At 37.7% G+C, this 20,817-nt stretch carries 20 protein-coding genes and 1 pseudogene; 2 read left to right on the top strand and 19 right to left on the bottom strand.

The window, feature by feature from the left end; translation table 11 throughout:
• Positions 1-216: 216 nt before the first annotated feature.
• Both AM499_RS21605 and AM499_RS05450 read right to left on the bottom strand, forming a co-directional pair.
• Positions 217-354, bottom strand: coding sequence for a YbfB/YjiJ family MFS transporter (locus AM499_RS21605; protein WP_156316757.1), 138 nt, complete (start codon positions 352-354; stop codon positions 217-219).
• 132 nt (positions 355-486) lie between these two features.
• A complete protein-coding gene (locus AM499_RS05450; RefSeq protein WP_053589248.1) occupies positions 487-924 on the bottom strand; it encodes an Lrp/AsnC family transcriptional regulator in 438 nt (145 codons plus the stop codon).
• Between the two features lie 141 nt (positions 925-1,065).
• Between AM499_RS05450 and AM499_RS05445 the strand changes: the two genes are divergently transcribed.
• Positions 1,066-1,650 (top strand): DJ-1/PfpI family protein, encoded by a 585-nt coding sequence (locus AM499_RS05445; protein ID WP_053589247.1) that lies wholly within the window; start codon positions 1,066-1,068, stop codon positions 1,648-1,650.
• Between the two features lie 66 nt (positions 1,651-1,716).
• Positions 1,717-2,976: pseudogene (locus AM499_RS05440) on the top strand (MFS transporter).
• Positions 2,977-3,670: 694 nt separating this feature from the next.
• Here the strand turns inward: AM499_RS05440 and hpaD are convergent.
• The 17 genes from hpaD to AM499_RS05355 form a co-directional block, all read right to left on the bottom strand.
• A complete protein-coding gene (gene hpaD / locus AM499_RS05435; protein ID WP_053592103.1) occupies positions 3,671-4,654 on the bottom strand; it encodes a 3,4-dihydroxyphenylacetate 2,3-dioxygenase in 984 nt (327 codons plus the stop codon).
• Positions 4,655-4,674: 20 nt separating this feature from the next.
• Positions 4,675-6,186: a 5-carboxymethyl-2-hydroxymuconate semialdehyde dehydrogenase gene (gene hpaE, locus AM499_RS05430; RefSeq protein ID WP_053589246.1), complete on the bottom strand. Its 1,512-nt coding sequence runs from the start codon at positions 6,184-6,186 to the stop codon at positions 4,675-4,677.
• A 40-nt stretch (positions 6,187-6,226) separates the two neighbouring features.
• Entirely contained in the window at positions 6,227-7,150 is a 924-nt protein-coding gene (gene hpaI / locus AM499_RS05425) for a 2,4-dihydroxyhept-2-ene-1,7-dioic acid aldolase (RefSeq protein WP_053589245.1), read from the bottom strand.
• Between the two features lie 60 nt (positions 7,151-7,210).
• Positions 7,211-7,681: a flavin reductase family protein gene (locus AM499_RS05420; RefSeq protein WP_053592102.1), complete on the bottom strand. Its 471-nt coding sequence runs from the start codon at positions 7,679-7,681 to the stop codon at positions 7,211-7,213.
• Between the two features lie 62 nt (positions 7,682-7,743).
• Positions 7,744-9,225 carry a 4-hydroxyphenylacetate 3-monooxygenase, oxygenase component gene (hpaB, locus tag AM499_RS05415; protein ID WP_053589244.1) on the bottom strand — a complete coding sequence of 494 codons (1,482 nt, stop codon included), beginning with the start codon at positions 9,223-9,225 and terminating at the stop codon, positions 7,744-7,746.
• A gap of 86 nt (positions 9,226-9,311) precedes the next feature.
• A complete protein-coding gene (locus AM499_RS05410) occupies positions 9,312-9,701 on the bottom strand; it encodes a 5-carboxymethyl-2-hydroxymuconate Delta-isomerase (protein ID WP_053589243.1) in 390 nt (129 codons plus the stop codon).
• Positions 9,702-9,720: 19 nt separating this feature from the next.
• Positions 9,721-10,479 carry a fumarylacetoacetate hydrolase family protein gene (locus AM499_RS05405; RefSeq protein ID WP_053589242.1) on the bottom strand — a complete coding sequence of 253 codons (759 nt, stop codon included), beginning with the start codon at positions 10,477-10,479 and terminating at the stop codon, positions 9,721-9,723.
• Positions 10,476-11,267 carry a fumarylacetoacetate hydrolase family protein gene (locus AM499_RS05400; RefSeq protein ID WP_053589241.1) on the bottom strand — a complete coding sequence of 264 codons (792 nt, stop codon included), beginning with the start codon at positions 11,265-11,267 and terminating at the stop codon, positions 10,476-10,478. Before AM499_RS05400 ends, AM499_RS05405 begins: the two co-directional genes overlap by 4 nt.
• 208 nt (positions 11,268-11,475) lie before the next feature.
• On the bottom strand, positions 11,476-12,273 hold the full coding sequence (locus tag AM499_RS05395) for an ABC transporter ATP-binding protein (RefSeq protein ID WP_053589240.1): 798 nt from the start codon (positions 12,271-12,273) through the stop codon (positions 11,476-11,478).
• Positions 12,251-13,300, bottom strand: a complete 1,050-nt coding sequence (locus AM499_RS05390) for an ABC transporter permease (RefSeq protein WP_053589239.1) — start codon at positions 13,298-13,300, stop codon at positions 12,251-12,253. The genes AM499_RS05395 and AM499_RS05390 overlap by 23 nt, the downstream gene beginning before the upstream one ends.
• Positions 13,301-13,317: 17 nt before the next feature.
• Positions 13,318-14,292 (bottom strand): ABC transporter substrate-binding protein, encoded by a 975-nt coding sequence (locus AM499_RS05385; RefSeq protein WP_053589238.1) that lies wholly within the window; start codon positions 14,290-14,292, stop codon positions 13,318-13,320.
• A gap of 143 nt (positions 14,293-14,435) precedes the next feature.
• A complete protein-coding gene (locus tag AM499_RS05380) occupies positions 14,436-15,878 on the bottom strand; it encodes a dihydrolipoyl dehydrogenase family protein (RefSeq protein WP_053589237.1) in 1,443 nt (480 codons plus the stop codon).
• A 1-nt stretch (position 15,879) separates the two neighbouring features.
• Positions 15,880-17,100, bottom strand: a complete 1,221-nt coding sequence (locus AM499_RS05375) for a dihydrolipoamide acetyltransferase family protein (protein WP_053589236.1) — start codon at positions 17,098-17,100, stop codon at positions 15,880-15,882.
• 12 nt (positions 17,101-17,112) lie between these two features.
• On the bottom strand, positions 17,113-18,129 hold the full coding sequence (locus tag AM499_RS05370; protein ID WP_053589235.1) for an alpha-ketoacid dehydrogenase subunit beta: 1,017 nt from the start codon (positions 18,127-18,129) through the stop codon (positions 17,113-17,115).
• A 3-nt stretch (positions 18,130-18,132) separates the two neighbouring features.
• Positions 18,133-19,188, bottom strand: coding sequence for a pyruvate dehydrogenase (acetyl-transferring) E1 component subunit alpha (gene pdhA / locus AM499_RS05365; RefSeq protein WP_053589234.1), 1,056 nt, complete (start codon positions 19,186-19,188; stop codon positions 18,133-18,135).
• 15 nt (positions 19,189-19,203) lie between these two features.
• On the bottom strand, positions 19,204-20,346 hold the full coding sequence (locus AM499_RS05360; protein WP_053592101.1) for a Leu/Phe/Val dehydrogenase: 1,143 nt from the start codon (positions 20,344-20,346) through the stop codon (positions 19,204-19,206).
• A 33-nt stretch (positions 20,347-20,379) separates the two neighbouring features.
• Entirely contained in the window at positions 20,380-20,805 is a 426-nt protein-coding gene (locus tag AM499_RS05355) for a thioesterase family protein (protein ID WP_053589233.1), read from the bottom strand.
• Positions 20,806-20,817 lie beyond the last annotated feature (12 nt).

Here is a 20,817-nt window from a genome sequence, read left to right as displayed (position 1 = left end):
CATATTAGATATATGAATATAGACACACCTGCAATTATTAAAAAGCTATTATTAGACCTACGTTTCCTGAATTTGTCATCTGCCACCCCAAGATTAGATATCCTTTTGATAAGAACATTGCATGATAGATAGTCTGTTTGACGATTGAACCGGCAGAGTGATTTGTGGACTAACTTTTTGAGCTATCAGTTGGTTCCTATGATCCCGGATAAACGGTCAAACAAGAGTAATAAGGACAATACTGATGATCATGAGACCTATCCATGTGCCTCTCCAAGTGAAACTGTTGAGAACCGGAACAATTAGCCCAGTTAAGGCAATACCGATACCAACCCCGCTGTAGAAAATACCCACCCACTTCGTATCACCCTATATTCACGCTTCTTCAGTGAGGTTGTGTTTATAATTTTGAGTACCAGGCTCTCATTAAATTCTGATTTGTGTGAGCGTCTAGTATCTATCGAGTCGCTTTCCACTATTCTTTCGTTAACCTTCCAGTGAAAATGGTTCTATAACTTTATTTTCATATGATGATAACACGATGTTAGTGGAAGGGGTACCGTAAAGCATGGATGCATCGATAAATTTTTCTAAACTCTTAACAGAATTAGTTGCTAATTTTACAATATAGCTTATTTCCCCTGCTACTCGGTAACATTCCAGTACATCAGGGTGGTTATGACAAAAATTTGATAATGCTTTACAGTCTTTTGACTCGAACAAAATAATAGCACTAATAGGACGGTCCATTTTTTTTACATCAACTTGAGCATGATAGCCTTCAATTACTTGTTGCTCCTCAAGTTTACGCACTCGTTCTATTACTGCTGGAGATGATAAGTGAACGACTTCTGCCAATTCTTTCATTGAAATTTTAGCATTTATCTGTAATTCTTTTACAATTTCTTTATCGATTTGATCCATAAACGTCATCCCCTTTTTTTATAAGTTAGAATAACTTAAATTCCTTATAATTTAAAGTTAAATAAATAGATATCCTTTTTATACTTATATAAATAATCGCTTTGTTCTACTAAAATGGTGCATGAGGAGGTGGTTGGAACAATGAAAAAAATCTTATTACTATTAGCTGATGGTTTCGAAGCTGTAGAAGCAAGTGTATTTACCGATGTGCTTGGTTGGAATAAATGGGAAGGTGATGGTTCGACGGAAGTTGTGACAGTAGGTCTTCGAGAAAAACTAACTTGTACGTGGAATTTCACTGTATTACCCGAAAAAACAATAGAGGACATTCAATTAGAGGAATTTGATGCACTTGCAATTCCAGGTGGATTTGAAGAAGCAGGCTTTTATAAAGACGCATTTAGTGAGCCATTTTTGAATGTGATAAAGTATTTTCATAAAAATCAAAAACCGATTGCTAGTATTTGCGTTGCATCGCTTGCACTTGGTAAAAGTGGTATTCTTAATGGTAAAAATGCCATTACTTATAATCATCCAACAAGTATTAGAAAAGAGCAGCTAAAGAACTTTGGTGTAAACGTACAAGAGGAACCCATTGTTCGAGATGGACATATCATCACCTCGTCAAACCCCAGCACGGCTTTTGATGTTGCCTTTTCATTACTTGAAATACTAACATCTAAAGAGAACGTTAAACATGTAAAAGATCTTATGGGTTTCAATTAAAGGTACAAGGTTCTTGAAATATTTGAGAACCTTGTAACCCAATTAACGAGAAGAGTTGGAAAGCATATGAAAAAGATTCATTACAGCTGGATTATTTTAGCGGTTGCATTTTTCTCTATTATTGTCGCAGGCATTGTGCGATCCTCATCGGGTGTTTTTATAGAACCCTTTGAACTTGAGTTTGGATGGAGTCGTCCAGCCATTTCATTTGCCTTTGCAGTAAGCTTAATTTTATATGGCTTCTCAGGTCCTTTTATGGCAGCTTTTGTTGAAGTTTTCTGATTAAAACGAGTAATGCTGTATTCAATGCTAACGATGACAGTTGGTCTTGCATTAACCTTTGTCATGCAAACAGAGTGGCAGTTGGTATTAATCTGGGGTGTCATGATTGGTATTGGCTCCGGATTATTTTTATCCGTATTAAGTACTCAAATAGCGAATCGCTGGTTCGTGAAACAACGCGGTCTTGCAGTCGGAATATTAACTGCTAGTACGGCAACTGGACAATTAGTGTTATTGCCAGTATTAGCTGCAATAATCAGTAAATATTCTTGGCGCTATGCAACTGGGCTCATCTTCATACTTAGTATTTTGATGTTCATAATAATCGCACTTTTCATGAAAAACTCACCAAAAGAAAAAGGGATTCTACCATACGGTCAGGTGGATGAAAAACAAACTCCTAAAGAGACGAAAAATCGACAAAATCCATTCAATTTAGCTTTAGGTACACTACTGGAAGGATTGAAAGTAAAGGAGTTTTGGCTTCTTGCTGGGAGTTTCTTCATCTGTGGCTTGTCTACTAGTGGATTAGTTGGAACGCATTTTATCTCCTATTGTATCAGTTTTGGAATACCGGTTGTAACAGCTGCTTCAATGCTGTCATTTATGGGGATTTTTGATTTAATAGGTACGACATTATCTGGCTGGTTATCAGATCGAATTGATAATCGTTGGCTCCTATTTTGGTATTACTCATTACGTGGCGTATCACTACTATTTTTACCATTTGCTTTAAGTCAAGGTTCTTATGTATGGCTAGTTATTTTCTCTATTTTCTATGGCTTAGATTGGATTGCAACTGTCCCTCCTACAATTGGATTAGCAAGACGTACATTTGGATTAGAAAAAAGTACTTTAATGTATGGCTGGATTGTCGCAGCTCATCAGGTAGGAGCAGGAGTTGCAGCGTATGGTGGTGGTGTTATTTTTAAAATATTCGGATCATATCAATGGGCATTCATCCTGGCAGGGGGCATGTGTATATTAGCGAGTTTATTCGTCATTATGTTGAAAAAGCATCAGCCGAAGCTAGAAGTGATATAGTCTATACTATTAAATGTTGCGATTCTCAGACTCTTTATTGCGATTAGGAGCAACTACCTTACGATTTGAGGTCCTTATCTTGCGAATTGCATATATATTCAAAAAAAACAGGTGGAGAAAAATGATTCGTTTCTCCACCTGCTTTTATATTAGAGTAGTTATATTGAACCTGGTCTCTTGCCTTCTGAAATAATAATATTGATATTATCAATTAACTAAGGGAACTCACTCATCGTTTGAATTGTAAAATCAGCACCGTTTAGTATATATAAAAGGAGATATTATAATATATGGAAGATAAATTGAAGGTTCAATAATAAATATGATTAGGAAGATTACTTTGTATTTATTTTCTATCTTCTGTCTTTTAGGAATCTCTAAAACAGAGTGTTTCTATCACTTGAACAATTTTTACATTTGCTACATTCTAGAACGTTATTTATTACCATTTAATTACTCCTTATGTTAATTCTTTAATTGTAAGCATTGTTAAAAAGATATACTATAGATTTATAAAAATTATCTAAATTTAATTTAATAAATGAATCGGTTAGGGCCAGAAAGTTTAGTTAGATACACATGGCTGAATCCGTGTCTGATATTGAACATACGGAGAAAACCACCTACGAAAATGATAAGGTACCATTTTCATAGGTGGTTTATATTGTCTTTATTATTTAATGGAGCTATGTCCTTAAGCCATTATTTTTGGTTTTCTTTGTTCTAAAAACGGTTCTTTGCTTTCTATTTCTTCGCCCGTTTCAATATCAATAAATGTACTTGTTTCATTAAACCATTGGTCTGGTGCTTTATGTCCCCAGAACGTTTGACGAAGTGGATCATTTAAATCCCAACGTTTCGGCTTTAAATCTGGGTCACTAGTTAAATAATCACCTGTATAAAGCTCTATACGATGACCATCTGGATCTCTCAAATACAAGAAAAAAGCATTGGATAAACCGTGTCGACCAGGTCCTCGTTCAATCGAATTAGCATACCCCATACTCGCTAATACATCACAGCAATCAAGCACGCTTAATCGATCTGTTAGAGTGTATGCGAAGTGGTGTAATTTTGGTCCGGGACCACTCATAAATGCTTGGTCATGAACAGTAGGTTTTCGATATAGCCATGCAGCCCACAAATTCCCGTCTTCAGTATCCGTATACTCAGAGCATAAAAAACCTAATTCCTTCACATAGAAATCATAGGCTGTTTGAACGTGGGGTACTGCACAATTTACATGATCTATTCGCTGAATTTTTGCCCCTTGATAAAGGTCATAACGTTGCAGCATTCGGTCAACGGTAGTCATTTCGGCAAAAAATTCTAGGGGGATGCCTGATATATCGTGGACTCGAAGGGTTCTACCCATTGCATGTTGTTTCCCCTTCTCCATCCATTTTGTTTTCAAGCCCTTAGAAATAAAAAGCTTTTCAATTTCATCCAGATCCTTTTCTTTTTCAACCTTATAACTGAGTACTTCTACTACGGCTTTATCCGCTTTTTTCAACAGTAAACTATGATGTGAGTGCTCTTCTAAACCTCTTAAGTATATATGATTTTCATCGCTTTCTGTTTCAATCATGCCTAATCCATCCACATAGAACTTTCTTGATACTTCCAAGTCCACTACATGAAGAACAGTTCTCGCGATACGAATGATTGAAAAATCCATCGTTTTCACCATTCCTTCCTCTATTTTTTCCCGAATTGCTGTATATGATGATCAGCAATGGAAATATGAATAGTTTTCTGTTCCGTATAAAAACCGAAACCGTAATGTCCACCTTCACGTCCGATTCCAGAGGATTTGGAACCGCCAAAAGGTGTTCTTAAATCACGAACGTTCTGTGCATTCACCCAAAGCATTCCAGCTTCGACCCTATGCGCAACACGATGTCCTCGCTTAATATCATTCGTCCATACATAGCCCGCAAGACCATATTCGACTTCGTTTGCTAACTTAATAGCTTCTTCCTCATCTTTAAATGTCAATACAGTTAGTACCGGTCCAAAAATTTCTTCTTGAGAAACACGCATGTTGTTTTTAGCATTTAGTATAATCGTCGGTGCTACAAAGTTCCCTCTAGCAAACTCCATTGGGATGTCACCAGTTAAAACTTCAGTGCCTTCTTCTTTTGCAATTTCTAAGTAGCTTTTCACTTTACTAAAATGCCCTCTATCAATCAGTGGCCCTACTTCCGTATTTTCATCTAACGGGTCACCAACTCTAATATTAGAAACACGTGTTTTTAAAGCATCAATGAATTTATCTTTAATACCTTCTTGTAAAAATAACCGTGAGTTCGCAGTACATCTTTCACCGTTAAAAGAATAGATTCCCCACACACAAGCATCTAAAGCACGATCGAAATCGGCATCTTCAAATACGATAATTGGCGATTTACCACCAAGTTCCATTGAGCAACTTTTAAGTGTATCGGCACTATTTTTAATGATAGTAGAACCAGTTTTTGTTTCTCCAGTGAATGAAATAAGCTGAACATCAGGATGTTTAACAAGCGCATCACCTGCTATTTCGCCAAATCCATGAACAACATTGAAAACACCTTTTGGAAGATCAGCCTTGTGAATCACTTCAGCTAATAGATTTGCTGAAAGTGGAGAAAGTTCTGCTGGCTTTAACACAACAGTATTACCAGTTGCTAATGCCGGCGCCACTTTCCATGTTTCTAACATGAAAGGAGCGTTCCATGGTGTGATCAATCCTGCAACTCCTACAGGTACATTAATTGTGTAGTTGATAAATTCATCATCTACTTGATAGGCATCTCCAACTAAGCGATTTTCCACCATACGCGCATAAAATCTAAAGTTTTCTGATGCCCGACTCACCATTTTTCTAGTTTGACTAATGGGAAGACCCGTATCAAGTGCTTCTAAATAAGCAATTCTTTCTATTTCTTCATCAATCAAATCTGCAATACGATAAATGTACGATAGTCTTTTACTTAATTTCATTGTTTTCCAAGGCCCGTGATCAAAGGCTTCGCGCGCAGCTGCAACTGCTTTATTTATGTCATCCGTTTGACCTTCAGCAACTTCATTAATTTGTTCATTAGTAAATGGATTCATATTTTTAAATGTACTTCCTCTTAATGCGGAAGTGAATTCTCCATTTATATATAGAGAAATATCCTTTTGTGTTTCGTGTTTCAAAGAAATTAACTTATGGGAGGATACCATACTATCATCACCTATTTTCTTAAGATAATTTTGTAGTGATTTATTTTACAGCTGCTTCCTTCGGCAAAATATCAAGTTCTATAAGTGTTTTACGTACTTCCTCTTGTATTTCAGTTGAAGGTAATCCTAAAGGTAATCGAAGTTTCGGCGTGATTTTCCCCATCATACCTAGTGCTACTTTAGCTGGAGCTGGATTAGTGTCTTTGAAAAGTACGTCATTTAATGGCATTAATTCGAAATGAAGATCTTGTGCTTTTTTAACGTCTCCTGTTTCCCATGCGTTGTATAGTTCTGCTACTTTTACTGGCTCTACATTTGCTGTGGCACTAATAAATCCAGCACCGCCAATTGCTAGCATTGGGTAGCAAAGTAGTTCAATTCCAGAGAACAGAAGGAAGTCTCTACCACAGTTTAGGAGTACTCGGTTTACGTGTTCGAAGTCTTTATTTGCTTCTTTTACTCCAATAATATTTGGACAATCTTCTACTAAACGTTTCATCGTACTAACTTCCATATTTACCGCTGATCGACCTGGTATATTATAGATAATAATAGGGATTTTAACGGAATCAGCTACTGTTTTAAAATGCTGATAAAGTGCTTCTTGGTTTGGCCTGTTGTAGTAAGGGACGATGACCATAGCAGCATCAGAACCTAATTCTTCTGCATACTTTGTTAACTCCATTGTTTCATCATGATTAGTAGAGCCAGTGCCAGGTGCAAAAAATACCCTACCACCAATCGTTTCTTTCGCTAGAGCCATCACTCTTTTTCTTTCTTCGATTGTTAGTGAACTTGGTTCACCACTTGTTCCCGTTACAGAAATTCCATGACTTCCACTTTCTATTTGCCAATCAATTAGATCAATGAATGCCTTTTCGTCAATCTCGCCACTTTCCGTAAAAGGTGTAACGACAGGACAAATGGACCCTCTTAACTTCTTTTTAGCTTCTTCGTATGCCAATAGAATCTGCTCCTTTTAAGTAAACTTCTTTCATCTATTTAGTCTAGGTACCAACCATTGTTATTCCTGTAATTCTTTTAGTTCCCTATACTTCCCTTGACTAAATAATAGTGGATCTTTTTGTTCAATCTTAACGCCAGTAACCTGACCGATAAAAATCGTATGGTCTCCTACTACATATTCGCTATGCAGTTCGCATGTAACAACAGCTAATGTATCTTCTAAAATCGGCAATCCATTATAGGTAACGAATGTTATTTCAGTTTCTGATTGAAGCTGACCCGAAAATTGTTTCGATTCTTTTTGTTGATTTGACGATAAAATGTTAATAGCAAATTTCTTCGAATCTTTTATATGCTGGTGCATCTTTGCATTTGCTCCAATACTTACTGCGATAAGCTTAGGATTTAAGGAAACCGACATAAATGCATTTGCAGTCATGCCATGCACAACATCAGCAACTTTTGTAGTAATAATTGTTACACCTGTTGCGAAACTGCCCATCACATTCCGGTACAGACGATCATCTATTTCGTTGTTTATTTGGTGCATAATTCCATCTCCTTTCAACTAATATATAGCGCATGAAAAGCTTAAAATATGCCGGCTTCTTTTTTCGTTTTATTTAAAAAGTTAGTTACCATGTCTTTATAAGGTTGCTTATCGAATCCATCATAATAAGCATTTGACATTCTCACTGGATCTCCAAAGAAATAGTATTCGTAGAGTGCTTGACGATTACCGAACGCACTTATGGAAATATCCCAAGCTAAGCGGAATAGTTGTACTCTTTCTTCACCATTGATATTTGCACCTTGAGTGTAACGATGTACTAATGGACCAACATCTGTATTGCTGAAATCGGATTCAGTTGGAAGCGCCATTAATCCTGATGCACCTAGAATTTTTATGATTTCATGCATACGCTGATACATTTTTGGAAACCAGTTGCGCGCTGCATTTAATGGTTCAAAGTCTGGCGTCATATTGCCATATTGATCAATTTTTGCATTGTGTTCAGATTTATATAGGTGAGAGCGTAACACTTCTAAAATAACCATGATTTCACTTGCTTTTTCTTTTACATGCATGAATTTATCAATACCAATTGCCTCCATCATACTGATGACTACACCTAAAATGAACTCTGTTTTTACGACATTTTTAGAAATAACTTGATGCGTCATATGGATAACTGCATTAGTCTCGGCATACGTACGATTACAAATATCAGTACTCTCACACACAAAAATTCTTTCCCACGGGACAAGTACATCTTCAAATGAAATGATTGCATCACTCTCATCAAACCTAGCACCTAGTGGATGATCCCATTTGCTTTTACCATAGTCAAACGATTCACGAGATAGGAATTTTAAACCAGGAGTATTATTTGGGATTGCAAATGCAAATGCAAATGGATCGTCTATCGTTCCAGGTGTTTTATTTATAGTAGAAGGGAATACAACGATTTCATCCGTAATCCCACCTAATGTTGCCAAGAGACGACAGCCATTTACGATTATTCCATCTGGAGTCTTTTTCGTAATACGTGCGGAAAGATACGGATCTTTTTGTTCAGACTGCGTTAACATGGATCGATTCACTTGTGGATGAATTAATGTATGAGTTAAACTTATGTCGTTTTCACGAGCATATTCATAGTAGTCTGCTGCATTTTTAGCAAATTGGTCACTTCCTCCACCTTCTTGAGCAAAAAATTGGTTAGCAGTACCAAATGCCATAATACTTGTATTTAAATAATCTGGAGAACGTCCCATCATACCACCAGAAAAAGTTGCCCATTCGGTATGCATTTCACGTCTTTTGAACAGATCTTCTTTCGTTTTAGGAGTAATGAATGAAAGCCCAACTTTTTTTCCGGATGTAGGTGAGGTATATAGCATTTTTTCTTGTTTCTCGTGTTGCAAATCGTAAAGACCTGCTACGCTTTCTACAACATTTTTAAATGCTGGATGTGTCGTTACGTCGTCTACTCTCTCTCCGTGAATCCATACTTCCGTTTTCCGATTTTTTATACCTTCTATATATTCTTTTCCAGTTCGTGCCCCCATACTATTCCCTCCTAATTTCGGATAAACATTTCCAATTTATCTTCATTTTTATACTAGTTACTTCACTCTATTGAACTAGATGATTACTACTTATTTATAAATCTAGCGTGAATATTATTATGTTTATAAGTACCGGCTTCACTAAATTCGATTAGTTCCATGGACAATGCTAGATACCTATTCTCCATCAATTGGGAGAAGTGTTCCTTCATTATTTCAAATATTGTAGAACACACTTCTTTTTTTATTTCCTCCGAACGACCGGCACCAATTTTTAAGACTGCATGAACGAAAGCATCATCTTCCGTACCATCAGCCACTCTGTACTCATTTAGTTCAATCGCTCTTGAACGGATTCCACCAACTGGAAAAACATTATTCTGTGTAATGAGCACGTTATGAATTTCCTCAAACAACTTTCCAAGATTCGCCTCATCCTTAATATTATCCGTAAACTCGACAATAAAATGTGGCATATAGACCCTCCTTTTCGCACTATCGATTTGTAAAGGCCTCATCCCCGATAATCGTATTTACCAAGCGACCAATTCCTTCTATTTCTGTGACGACAACATCTCCGACTACTGTATTAACCGATCCTTTAGGAGTACCTGTTAGAATGACATCATTTTCACTCAACGTCATAAAGCTACTTAAATACTCAATAATTGATGGAATATCAAAAATCATATCCGCTGTTGTTCCTTCTTGGACTAATTCGCTATTAACATGTGTTGTTAATCTTAGATTCATCGGATCGGCAATATCCATAACGTCGACTAACCATGGTCCTAATGGTGTACATGTATCTCGATTTTTCACACGCAAGTTGGGACGGTAGTAGTTTTCTAAATAATCTCTTATCGCATAATCATTGGCGACACTGTAGCCTTTTACATATTTATAGGCATCTTCTTTTTGGACATTTCTAGCTGTTTCACCGATGATTACAGCTAATTCACACTCATAATGCATATAAGTGACATCTGCTGGGCGACGTGTATATGCTTGGTGACCTATCAACGTATTTGGTCCTTTCAAAAAGACAAGGGGGTCTGATGGTGCATCAAATGAAAGCTCTGCTGCATGATCCGCATAGTTAAGCCCTAATGCAAACACTGTTCGAGGCTCTATCGGCGTAAGCCACATTATTTCGTCTTCTTTGACTACTCGACCATCCGCTAATTTGAGTTGATTTCCCCATTCAATTGCTTCATGGATGGCACCCCCATATGCTACTCGTGCTCTTCTCATATTGGCTTCCTCCATTTTGACTCGCTTTCATCAACAATTACGTTTTCTAAGCTACCAATACCGTCAATTTCAATTCGAATTTTATCTCCTACCTTTGCTTGCGGTGCGTCTTCAGGGACACCTACGAGTAACACATCTCCTGGATTTAATGTCATAAACTCGGTCACATCCGCAAGTAACCGTGAGACGGAACGAACTAAATTGGATGTTGAATTTTCTTGCTGGAGTTTATCATTAATGAATACGCGGATTGATACGTTATCTGGATTTTCTACTCCATGACGATCGATAATCCATGGCCCAATTGGACAGAAACCATCTCTTGCTTGAAAATGAATCGCTGGCCGATATAAGCTATCATGCGGTATTCGAACATCGTTTACGATCGTGTACCCTGCCACATAAGATAATGCAGTAGATTCATCCACAACTACCGCTTGCTTTCCTATAACTATTCCGAGAGCCGCTCCCATTTCTAATTTCGATATCCCTATTGGCATCGGTATTGAACCACCATAACAATTGAACGTATTCACAGGTTTTATATAAAGGACAGGAGCGATTGGAGGCGAAAAATAAGGTTCGTTATTTACATCATCACCTAATCTTTCAAGTTCACCTTTATAATTCAGCATTGTCCCATAAACAGTTCCTGTAATCGGGTTGTCAAACTGGATTTCATTCGGTATTAACTCGTAGTCCTCTATCACAACAGTATTCTTATGTGCATTCACTTCCGCTTTTATTAATACGGGTTCCCCCAACACTTTAAAACTAGCTCGGCTCAAACGCTTCACTCCTTTTTCCATCTTGCTAACAACAATTTATTTCCTAAGAAATACTATATGAAAAACGTAAGCTTCTAAGTCTACTAAAGCTTTGAATTGGAGTATTTACAGATAGAAATTAAAAAAGGCGCTTTTCTTGTAAGATGAAGTCCTGAAACCGCAAACTAGTGGAAAAGCGCCTTAAGCTTCGAAACACAGAAACAGATTATTAAACGGATAACAATGCTTTATCACTAGTTAATTTCTCACCACGAATACGTTGGAATTCATCCATTAGTTTAGCAATGGTTAGTTTTTTCTTTTCCTCCGCTTCAATTTCTAGAATGATCTGTCCTTTATCCATCATAATAAGCCTGTTCCCGAGGTCTAACGCTTGTTGCATATTATGTGTGATCATTAGCGTAGTAAGTTGATCCTTTTCAACAAGCTGCTTTGTTAAATTCGTAATTACTTCCGCTCGGGATGGGTCTAGTGCTGCAGTATGTTCGTCCAGAAGTAAAATAGATGGTTGCGTAAATGTAGCCATCAATAGAGAAAGCGCTTGCCTCTCCCCTCCAGAAAGCATTCCTACTTTTGCATTCAACCGATTTTCAAGGTTTAAATGAAGAGTTTCAAGTGATGTTCGGAACAACTCTCGCCGCTTCTTGTCAACTCCATTTTTTAATCTACGTTTTTTGTTTCGCGAATAAGCCATCGCCAAGTTTTCCTCGATGGTCATCGTAGGTGCAGTTCCAGCCATTGGGTCTTGAAATACCCTTCCGATCATTTGTGAGCGTTTATATTCCGGCATTTTTGTAACGTTTTTATTCGCTATTTCAATTTCACCAAAATCAGGAGTAAGAGCGCCTGAAATCATATTCAGCATCGTCGATTTTCCAGCACCATTGCTACCAATCACAGTCATGAAATCTCCAGGGTTTAACGTTAGATTAATTTGATCTAAAGCAATTTTTTCATCTGGTGTTGCCTCATTAAATAACTTATTAATCTGACTGAGCTTTAGCAATGGCATTTCCCTCCCTCAAGAGTAAGTGTTCATGTTCCATTTGCCGTTCCGCATGGCGTTTAGCTTTTCTATTTTTTTCCCGCCTCTTTTCAAAGTATTGCGGTAAAATCAACGCGCAAATTACAATAACAGCAGTAATTAATTTCATATCTCCTGTATCAAGTAAATCCACTCTAAGTGCGAGACCTAGTACAATTCTATAAATAATAGCTCCCGCAATTACTGCAAAGGTTGTTCGCAATATTGTTTTCGTACCAAATACCGCCTCACCAATAATGACTGAAGCAAGTCCGATAATAATCATTCCGATTCCCATTCCGATGTCCGCAAACTTTGCATATTGAGCAATTAGAGCGCCTGAAAAAGCAACTAGTGCATTTGAAAATCCAAGACCAACAATTACAAGTGTGTCAGTATTAGCAGATAAACTTCGAATCATTTTCTTGTTATCACCAGTAGCTCTAATTGCAAGACCCACTTCGGTTTTTAAAAACCAGTCGACGATAAACTTAATGAGTAAAACGATAATGATCATGATGAACAATGTACCCCAAGTAGAAGGCAAGTATTGAACTCCCATCATGCTGAAAAAATGATTAATGTTACTATCGATACCTAAAGAACTCCAAAAAGTTTGGAATTGAATAAATATTGTTTCGGCATTTAATAACGGTATATTCGGACGACCAATGGAATTTGCAGAAGTCAGCCCCATTATGCGTAGATTAATAGAATACAAAGCTATCATCATCAATATTCCAGATAATAGTGCATTTATTTTTCCTTTTGTATGTAGGAAGCCGGTTACACATCCAGCAAGAAATCCGATAACTATAGCAACTGCCGTAGCAGCTGCCGGATGATATCCTAGGACAATCATCGTGGCAGCAACTCCGGCTCCTGTTACAAAACTCCCGTCAACTGTTAAATCTGGAAAATCTAAAACTCGGAATGATAAATACACACCAAGTGCCATTATTGCATAGATGATTCCTTGCTCCACTGAGCCAAACATTGCTGAAAACATGTAGAATCAACTCCTATTTATTCACTAAACTCGGCTTTCCATTCGTCTTTTACGTCAAGTCCTAAGGTAGATGCTGTGTCTTTATTCATTATCAATTTAAGCTTTTGCGGAATTTGAACAGGCAAGTCAGCTGGTTTACTTTCCCCTTTTAAGATTTTGACAGCCATTTGTCCTGCTTCGTATCCAATGTCAAAATATTCAAAGCCGTATGCTGCTAGGCCTCCTCGTTTTACGGAGTCAAATTCGCCTACCATCATTGGAATTTTATTTTCATTTGCTACTGAAATTACAGATTCAAGAGCGGAAACAACTGTGTTATCGGTAATGATATACATCGAGTCTACTTTACCGATTAATGATTCTGTTGCTTGTTTCACGTCTGCAGATGTTGCAACAGAAGCTTCCACTACAGACATATTCATATCTTTCAACATTTCTTTTACTGCATCTACTTGAGCACGAGAATTTTGCTCTCCAGAGTTAAACACCATTCCAACATTTTTTGCTCCCAATTCGTCTTTAAGGAACTTCATTGTATTGGTAATTGCATCAGGATGAGCATCAATCGTGCCAGTTACATTACCACCTGGTTTTTCCATTGAGTCTACAAGCTCAGCTCCAACTGCATCTGTTACTGAAGTGAAAACGATAGGGATTTCTGATGTAGCACTAGCTACTGCTTGAGCACTCGGTGTTGAGTTTGCAAAAATTAGATCTACATTTGCACTAACAAGATTCGTTGCGATTGTCGTATTAGAACTATTATCACCTTGAGCGTTTTGAACCTCATATTCCGCATTGATTCCTGCATCTTCTAAAGCCTTTTTAAAGCCATCGAAAGCCGCATTTAGGGAAGGGTGTTCAACAATCTGAGTAACGCCTATTTTATATTTCTTCGAAGATGCCTCTTTTTCCCCTCCATCACTACATGCCGCAAGAATTAGCGTATAACTGAAAAGAACAGCCAACATTTTTTTCCAACCGTTTTTCATTACAATTCCCCCTCTTTTACTCCATTTTATTTAGTATTTATTTGAATCTAATGTAAAAAACGTGTGCATTTTATTACTAACTCAATATCATATTAAAAATTACAATATTCAGTCTTTTATTTTCGTAAAACGGTTAGTAGCTTTTATGAAATCTTCGTTAAGTCTTTTTTTTTCATTGGTGAAGTATGAATTGCTTGTCCAACTAACCCCTCTACTACTTCAAGGAGTCCTTCATTGTATCCTGGATGCGCATAGTGTGGAAAAATAATATCCTCTTCTTTCGCTGCCATTTCAAGCAACTGGACAAAGGAGCCAGACATTTCAACCGCCCCTTCTCCTATCATATGAATGCCTTGTATTATTTCAGTTGTTGAATCTGAAATAACTTTAATAAATCCATCCTTTTTCCCTGTAATTGTTGCATAACCATTACCACCAAGAGCAAATTGGCTAACACGAATATCTATCCCTATATCACGTGCACTTTGTTCCGTTAGCCCCACTGAAACGACTGGTGGAATGGTATGCGCAACAACTGGCATAAATGTCAGATCAACTTCTGTTTGTATTCCAGCAATGGATGCAGCTGCAGCTTTTCCTTGTTTAATAGCTTTTCCAGCGAGCATAGGACCACCAGTTATATCACCAATTGCATATATAGAAGGGAATGATGATTTCATATCTTTGTCAATCTTAATAAATCCTTCTGAGGTAAGTTCAATTCCGAAGCGGATTATTCCTAGCTCCTCCAAATTAGGCTTCCTTATTTCCGAAACAAATAGATGAGATCCACTAATTGTCTCTACTTCATTTCTATCCGATATAAAGGTAATAGAAATATCTTCTTCAGTCTCATGTTTTGCAATGAAATCCACTTCTTTATACATTTTTATTTTTCGCTTTTTAAACAAGCGAGTTAATTCTTTATTTAGAGATTCATCGAAAGGAAGACCTATTTTACCATCTATTACAATACTGACATGAGCCCCTAATACCGCAAAGCTAGAAGCAATCTCAAGTGCAATATAATCTTGCCCTCTTACAATGAGATGCTCTGGAATCTTATCCATCTTATATATTTCATGTGCCAATAAAACCCTTGGATCTTTCTCTTTCCTAACATCAGGGGTTATCAGGTTACTACCAGTTGCAATAATGAGTTGCTCAAATGTATAAATATCGAATTGATGTCCATTTTCTACTCCGATTTTATCAACAGATAGGAATGTAGCTTTTCCACGTATAATTTCGATTTTATTTTCCTTACACAAACCTTCTACACCTGACCTAAGCTGATTAATAATATTCGATTTATAAGAGCTTAGCTTTTTGAAATCGAAGAGCATTTCTGAACTTCCAATTCCAAGGCTGTTTAGATGAGCGGTTTCTGATAATTTTGATGCTGCATGTGTAAAAACTTTGGAGGGGATACAACCATTATTCAAACAGACACCCCCCATATCAGCCTGTTCAATTAACGAGACCGTAAGACCAAGCTGTGCAGCCCGTATGGCAGCACTGTAGCCACCTGGCCCTCCCCCGATAATTATAAGATTCCGCTCTTGACTGATTTCTCCAACAACCATTTTATATCAACTCCAACATCAGTTTATGTGGCTGTTCAATCAAACCTACAAACCGGTTCGTAAATTCAACTGCCGTAGCGCCATCCGCTACACGGTGGTCAAACGCCATAGAAAATGTCATAATATGGCCTATTACGATTTCATCATGAGAATTGACAATTGGTTGTTTTTTTGTTTTGTGAAAAGCAATCAGAGCGGTTTCAGGATAGTTGATAATTGGGGTAGCTCCTGTACTTCCTAAAGGTCCAACATTACTCACTGTAAAGGTACTATTTTTCATTTCAAATGGTTGTAGTTTACCTGCAATTGCTCTTTCTGTTAACCCTTTGACCTCTTTGTTAATCTGTTTAATTGATTTCTTATCGACATGATGAATAACCGGGACCATTAAACCACTTTCTGTGTTTGTCGCGATACCGATATGATAGTTTTTCTTTAGTAGTATCCTGCTATTTTCTTCATCGAGTTCCGCATTGAATATAGGGAATTCCTTTAATGAAATAACAAGTGCTTTAATAAGAAATGCTGGGACACTGATTGATTCTCCAGATGCTTTCATTTGCTCTTTCAATTCAAGTAAGTTTGTCATATTGACTTCGTCAAAATGAGTGACATGGGGAATTGTAAAGAGTGATTTCGTCATCTTTTCTGCAATCTTCTTGCGAATCCCTTTAAAAGGAATTTCATCGGGTATTTCTTGAGAAAATACTGTTTGCTTTTCATCCTTTACTGATTCCTCAGTTAATTGTATTCCTTTCAAGAATCGAAAAACATCTTCCTCTGTTACTCTTCCAGATGGATCTGTAGCACGGACATCTTCAATATTAATGTTATTGTCGCGTGCAATTTTGCGTGTGTATGGAGTAGCAAGCACTCGTTTATAAGTCATCGGAAGAGCTTTTTCTTCATTGTTATTCGTAGACTTCCCTTTCATTTCTGAAACTGGATTCATTTCTACATGTAATTTTTGTTCCGTCCGTACAGATTCATCGGATTCAATGTAGAGTAAACTTGTTCCGACCTGTACAACTTCACCTTCATCAATACGAATTTCTTTAACGATGCCTGAGCAAGGAGAAGTAAGTTCAGCAACCATTTTGTCTGTTTGTACTTCTACAAGTGGTTGATCAGTCATAACCGAATCTCCGACCTTCACTAAGTAATGAAGTACTTCTCCTTCGGTCATTCCTTCCCCGACATCATGCAGCTTTACTTCGAGCATTCCATATCCTCCTTAAAAATGAACCACTTTTTCAATTCCCTCAACGACTCTTGCCGGTGTTGGTAGATAATGTTCTTCTAATGCAAAGAATGGAACCGGTACGTCAAATCCCGTAATTCGTTCAATTGGAGCTCGTAAATAAAGGAAGGCTGTATCGTTAATAATCGACACGATATCATTACCTAATCCTCCAGTATTTTGAGCTTCATGAATAATAACTGCTCTTGTTGTCTTTTTTACAGAGTTAGCTATTATGTCACGATCAATTGGATACAATGTTCTTAGATCAATAATTTCACAACTAATTCCCTTTAGCGCAGCCAATTCAGCTGCTTTCTCTGCAATCGATATCATCGCTCCCCAAGCAATTAGTGTTACATCCGTACCTTCACGCACAATTTTTCCTTTACCAATTTTCACCGTATATTTTCCAACAGGTACTTCTTCTCTCTTCGAACGATAGTTTTTCATTGGCTCCAAAACCAATACTGGATCAGGATCTTCCATGGCAGCAATTAACAATCCTTTTGCATCGTAAGGATTTGAAGGGCAAACGACCTTAATGCCAGGCATATGTGTGAATAAGGTTTCAGTACTATCAGAATGTATCTCGGGTGCGCGTATTCCAGCCCCGTATGGTGCTCGAATAACCATTGGCACTGTAAAACGGGACATCGAACGCATTCGAATTCGTGAGACATGTGTCATGATCTGCTCGTAAGCAGGATAAATAAAACCGAGGAATTGGATTTCTGCAATCGGTCTAAAACCGTTCACCGCAAGACCAATTGACGTTCCGATAATCCCTGCTTCTGACAGTGGAGTGTCTACTACTCTATCATCACCAAATGTTTCTTGTAGTCCTTCAGTCGCTCGGAATACCCCGCCGTTCTTTCCGATATCTTCTCCAAGAATAATGGTTCGATCATCCTCTTCTAACAGGAGTCGCATACCATCATTAATAGCTTGAATTAAGGTCAACTGCTTTGTCGTTTCATTTTTTGTAACTGACTCTTTTATTTGTGCCATTCATTACCGCCTCCCTAGATGTGCAAGGTACGATTCTTTTTGTTCAACAAGTTGAGCTGGCATTTCAGCATATACATGATTAAAAACGTCTTCTAAGTTCGGCGGAGGAAACTTTTCCATTTCTTCAACAGCCGCTTCAACTTCACTGCTCGTTTTATCTTTAGTTGCTTGGATCCATTCATCATTCCAGTAGCCGTAATTTTTCATAAACAGTTCTAATCTTGTTAATGGGTCAACAAAATCCTCCCCTTGTTTTTCAGGACGGTATTTTGACGGATCATCAGCTGTCGTGTGTGCACCTTTTCGCCAAGTAACTGCTTCTATCAATGTTGGGCCATTTCCACCTCGAGCATTGTCAAAAGCTTTTTTTGTTTCAAAATATACTGCGAAACAATCATTTCCATCGATTCGAACCCCTGGTATACCATAAGCAACTGATTTTTGAGCTATCGTCTCAGAATTCATTTGTTTTTCAATCGGGACTGAAATCGCATATCCATTATTTTGGTTAAAAAAGACAACTGGTACTTTAAATACACTCGCAAAATTCAAACCTTCATGAAAATCACCTTCCGAAGTTGCACCGTCCCCGAAATAAGCAATTGCTGCATTTTGTGTTCCTCTTCTCTTCTCAGCCCAAGCAGCTCCTGCCGCATGAGGTAGTTGAGTTGCAATAGGAACAGCGGGTGGGAATATATTTCTATCTTGCGGTGCTACACAGCCCTCTACTCTCCCATTCCAATACAAAAACGTTCTAGCCATACTTTTTCCGAATGTAATTGTCGCACCATGATCTCGATAAGTTGGGAAAACCCAGTCTCCAGCTTTTAATGCGAGTGCGCTACCAACTTGAGCAGCTTCCTGTCCTTCAAAAGGGGCATAAGTACCCAAACGTCCTTGTCGTTGCAAGTTAATCGCTTTTCTATCAAAAGTACGAATTCGTAAGATGTGATAGTAAAGGTCTTGAACCAATTGCTCATCTATTTGTTTTTCAAATCCCGTATCAACAAGATATCCTTGATCGTCTATGATTCTTTTTATAGGGTAGTTATCTTCCACTTAACTCGCCTCCCATTAGGATAGTTTGCTAAACGACCATTTTGGTTTCGCTGGTGCTGAGTAAAAGCTATTCCGTTTGCTTCGATCTGCTATTCTTTTTTCACACATTGCATTCGCTGATTCCTCTGTTGTTTTTCCGCTGCTCGCAGCATCTTTATACACTTCCAACATTACATCGTAAATATGTTTCGTTTTTGCAAGTACACGCTCAAGATTTATACCGTACAATTCATCTGCCACTTGAATAAGACCACCAGAATTGACAATGTAATCCGGTGCATACAAAATCCCATTATCTCTCAATAATCTTCCATGTCTATCTTCTAATAATTGATTGTTAGCCGATCCTACAATTGCTTTCACTTTAAAATGAGGAATTGTAGTGTCGTTAATAATCCCTCCAAATGCACATGGAACGAATATATCTGCTTCTTGGGAATAAATATCATCATTTTCAACAAACTGAACTTTGCCAGTTGTTTTTGCAGCTACTTCTTCGATTGCTCGAAGGCTATCTTTATTAATATCTGTTACGAAAATGCGAGCACCAGCTTCCAGAAGTCCTTTTGCAACTTTAAACCCTACCTTACCTAATCCCTGAATCGCATAACTATGTTGACCCAAGTCATCATTTCCATACAACAATTGATTGGTTGCTTTGATGCCATACAAAACACCAGCGGCAGTTGGTACAGAAGAATCGCCACCTCCACCATATTCTTCTGGAAGTCCGTTAATGAAATTCGTTTCTTTCATTGCATGAATGAAATCATCCATTGTCGTCCCCATATCGGTACCCGTATAAAAACGTCCACCTAGAGAGTTTACAAATTGGCCGAATGCGCGGAATAATTCCGGTGATTTATCTGTTTTAGGATCACCAATAATTACTGCTTTCCCGCCTCCGAAATCGACATCAGCAGCTGCGCATTTATAAGTCATTCCTTTTGAAAGACGAAGAGCATCTTCTAGCGCTTCATCCACACTACTATATGGTTGCATACGACATCCACCAAGTGCTGGGCCAAGCGTTGTATTATGGATTGCAATAATTGCACGCAATTCAGTAGATGGATCGTTACAAAAAACCACTTGTTCATGTTTCGCCATCTTCTCGAAAAGATCAAATTCTTTTGTTATTGCCATTTTTTCAGCCATTATCACCCTTTATACCCCCTAAGGAATTACTTTCTAGTCTAAAATAGTTTCTTCTTTCTCTGGAAATATGGAAGCATTTCTTAGTTTTTCAGCTATTGTTTTTTTAGGTAAAATAACTTGTTTCACTTCACCTTTACCAATAATACCTAATTGGTTGGATGCCACAATTTTTGTCAGTACTACATTGTCCTGTACATCAACTAAAGTTGCAGTTAGCGTAACTACCGTACCGAGTGGGGAAGGCGCTATATGACTTAGCTTTACGGATGCTCCCATTCCTTCTTCCTGGTCTTCTAAAAATGGAAGAATAATTTTCCTGGAAACCCACTCCATATGATATGTCATTGTTACCGTTGAATAGACAGGATGAACTATTTTCCCTTCAAAAGATGCAAACATATCCTCTGTTACTGATATTTGTATAGTCTCTTCTCTGCCTATTTCCATTCCGCTTCTCATTACAACACCTCT

The sequence above is a fragment of the Bacillus sp. FJAT-22090 genome (assembly GCF_001278755.1).
In the GTDB taxonomy this organism is placed as follows: Bacteria; Bacillota; Bacilli; order Bacillales_A; family Planococcaceae; genus Psychrobacillus.
The sequence above is the reverse complement of the archived record's forward strand: the minus strand, read 5'-3'. Positions and strand labels throughout refer to the sequence as shown.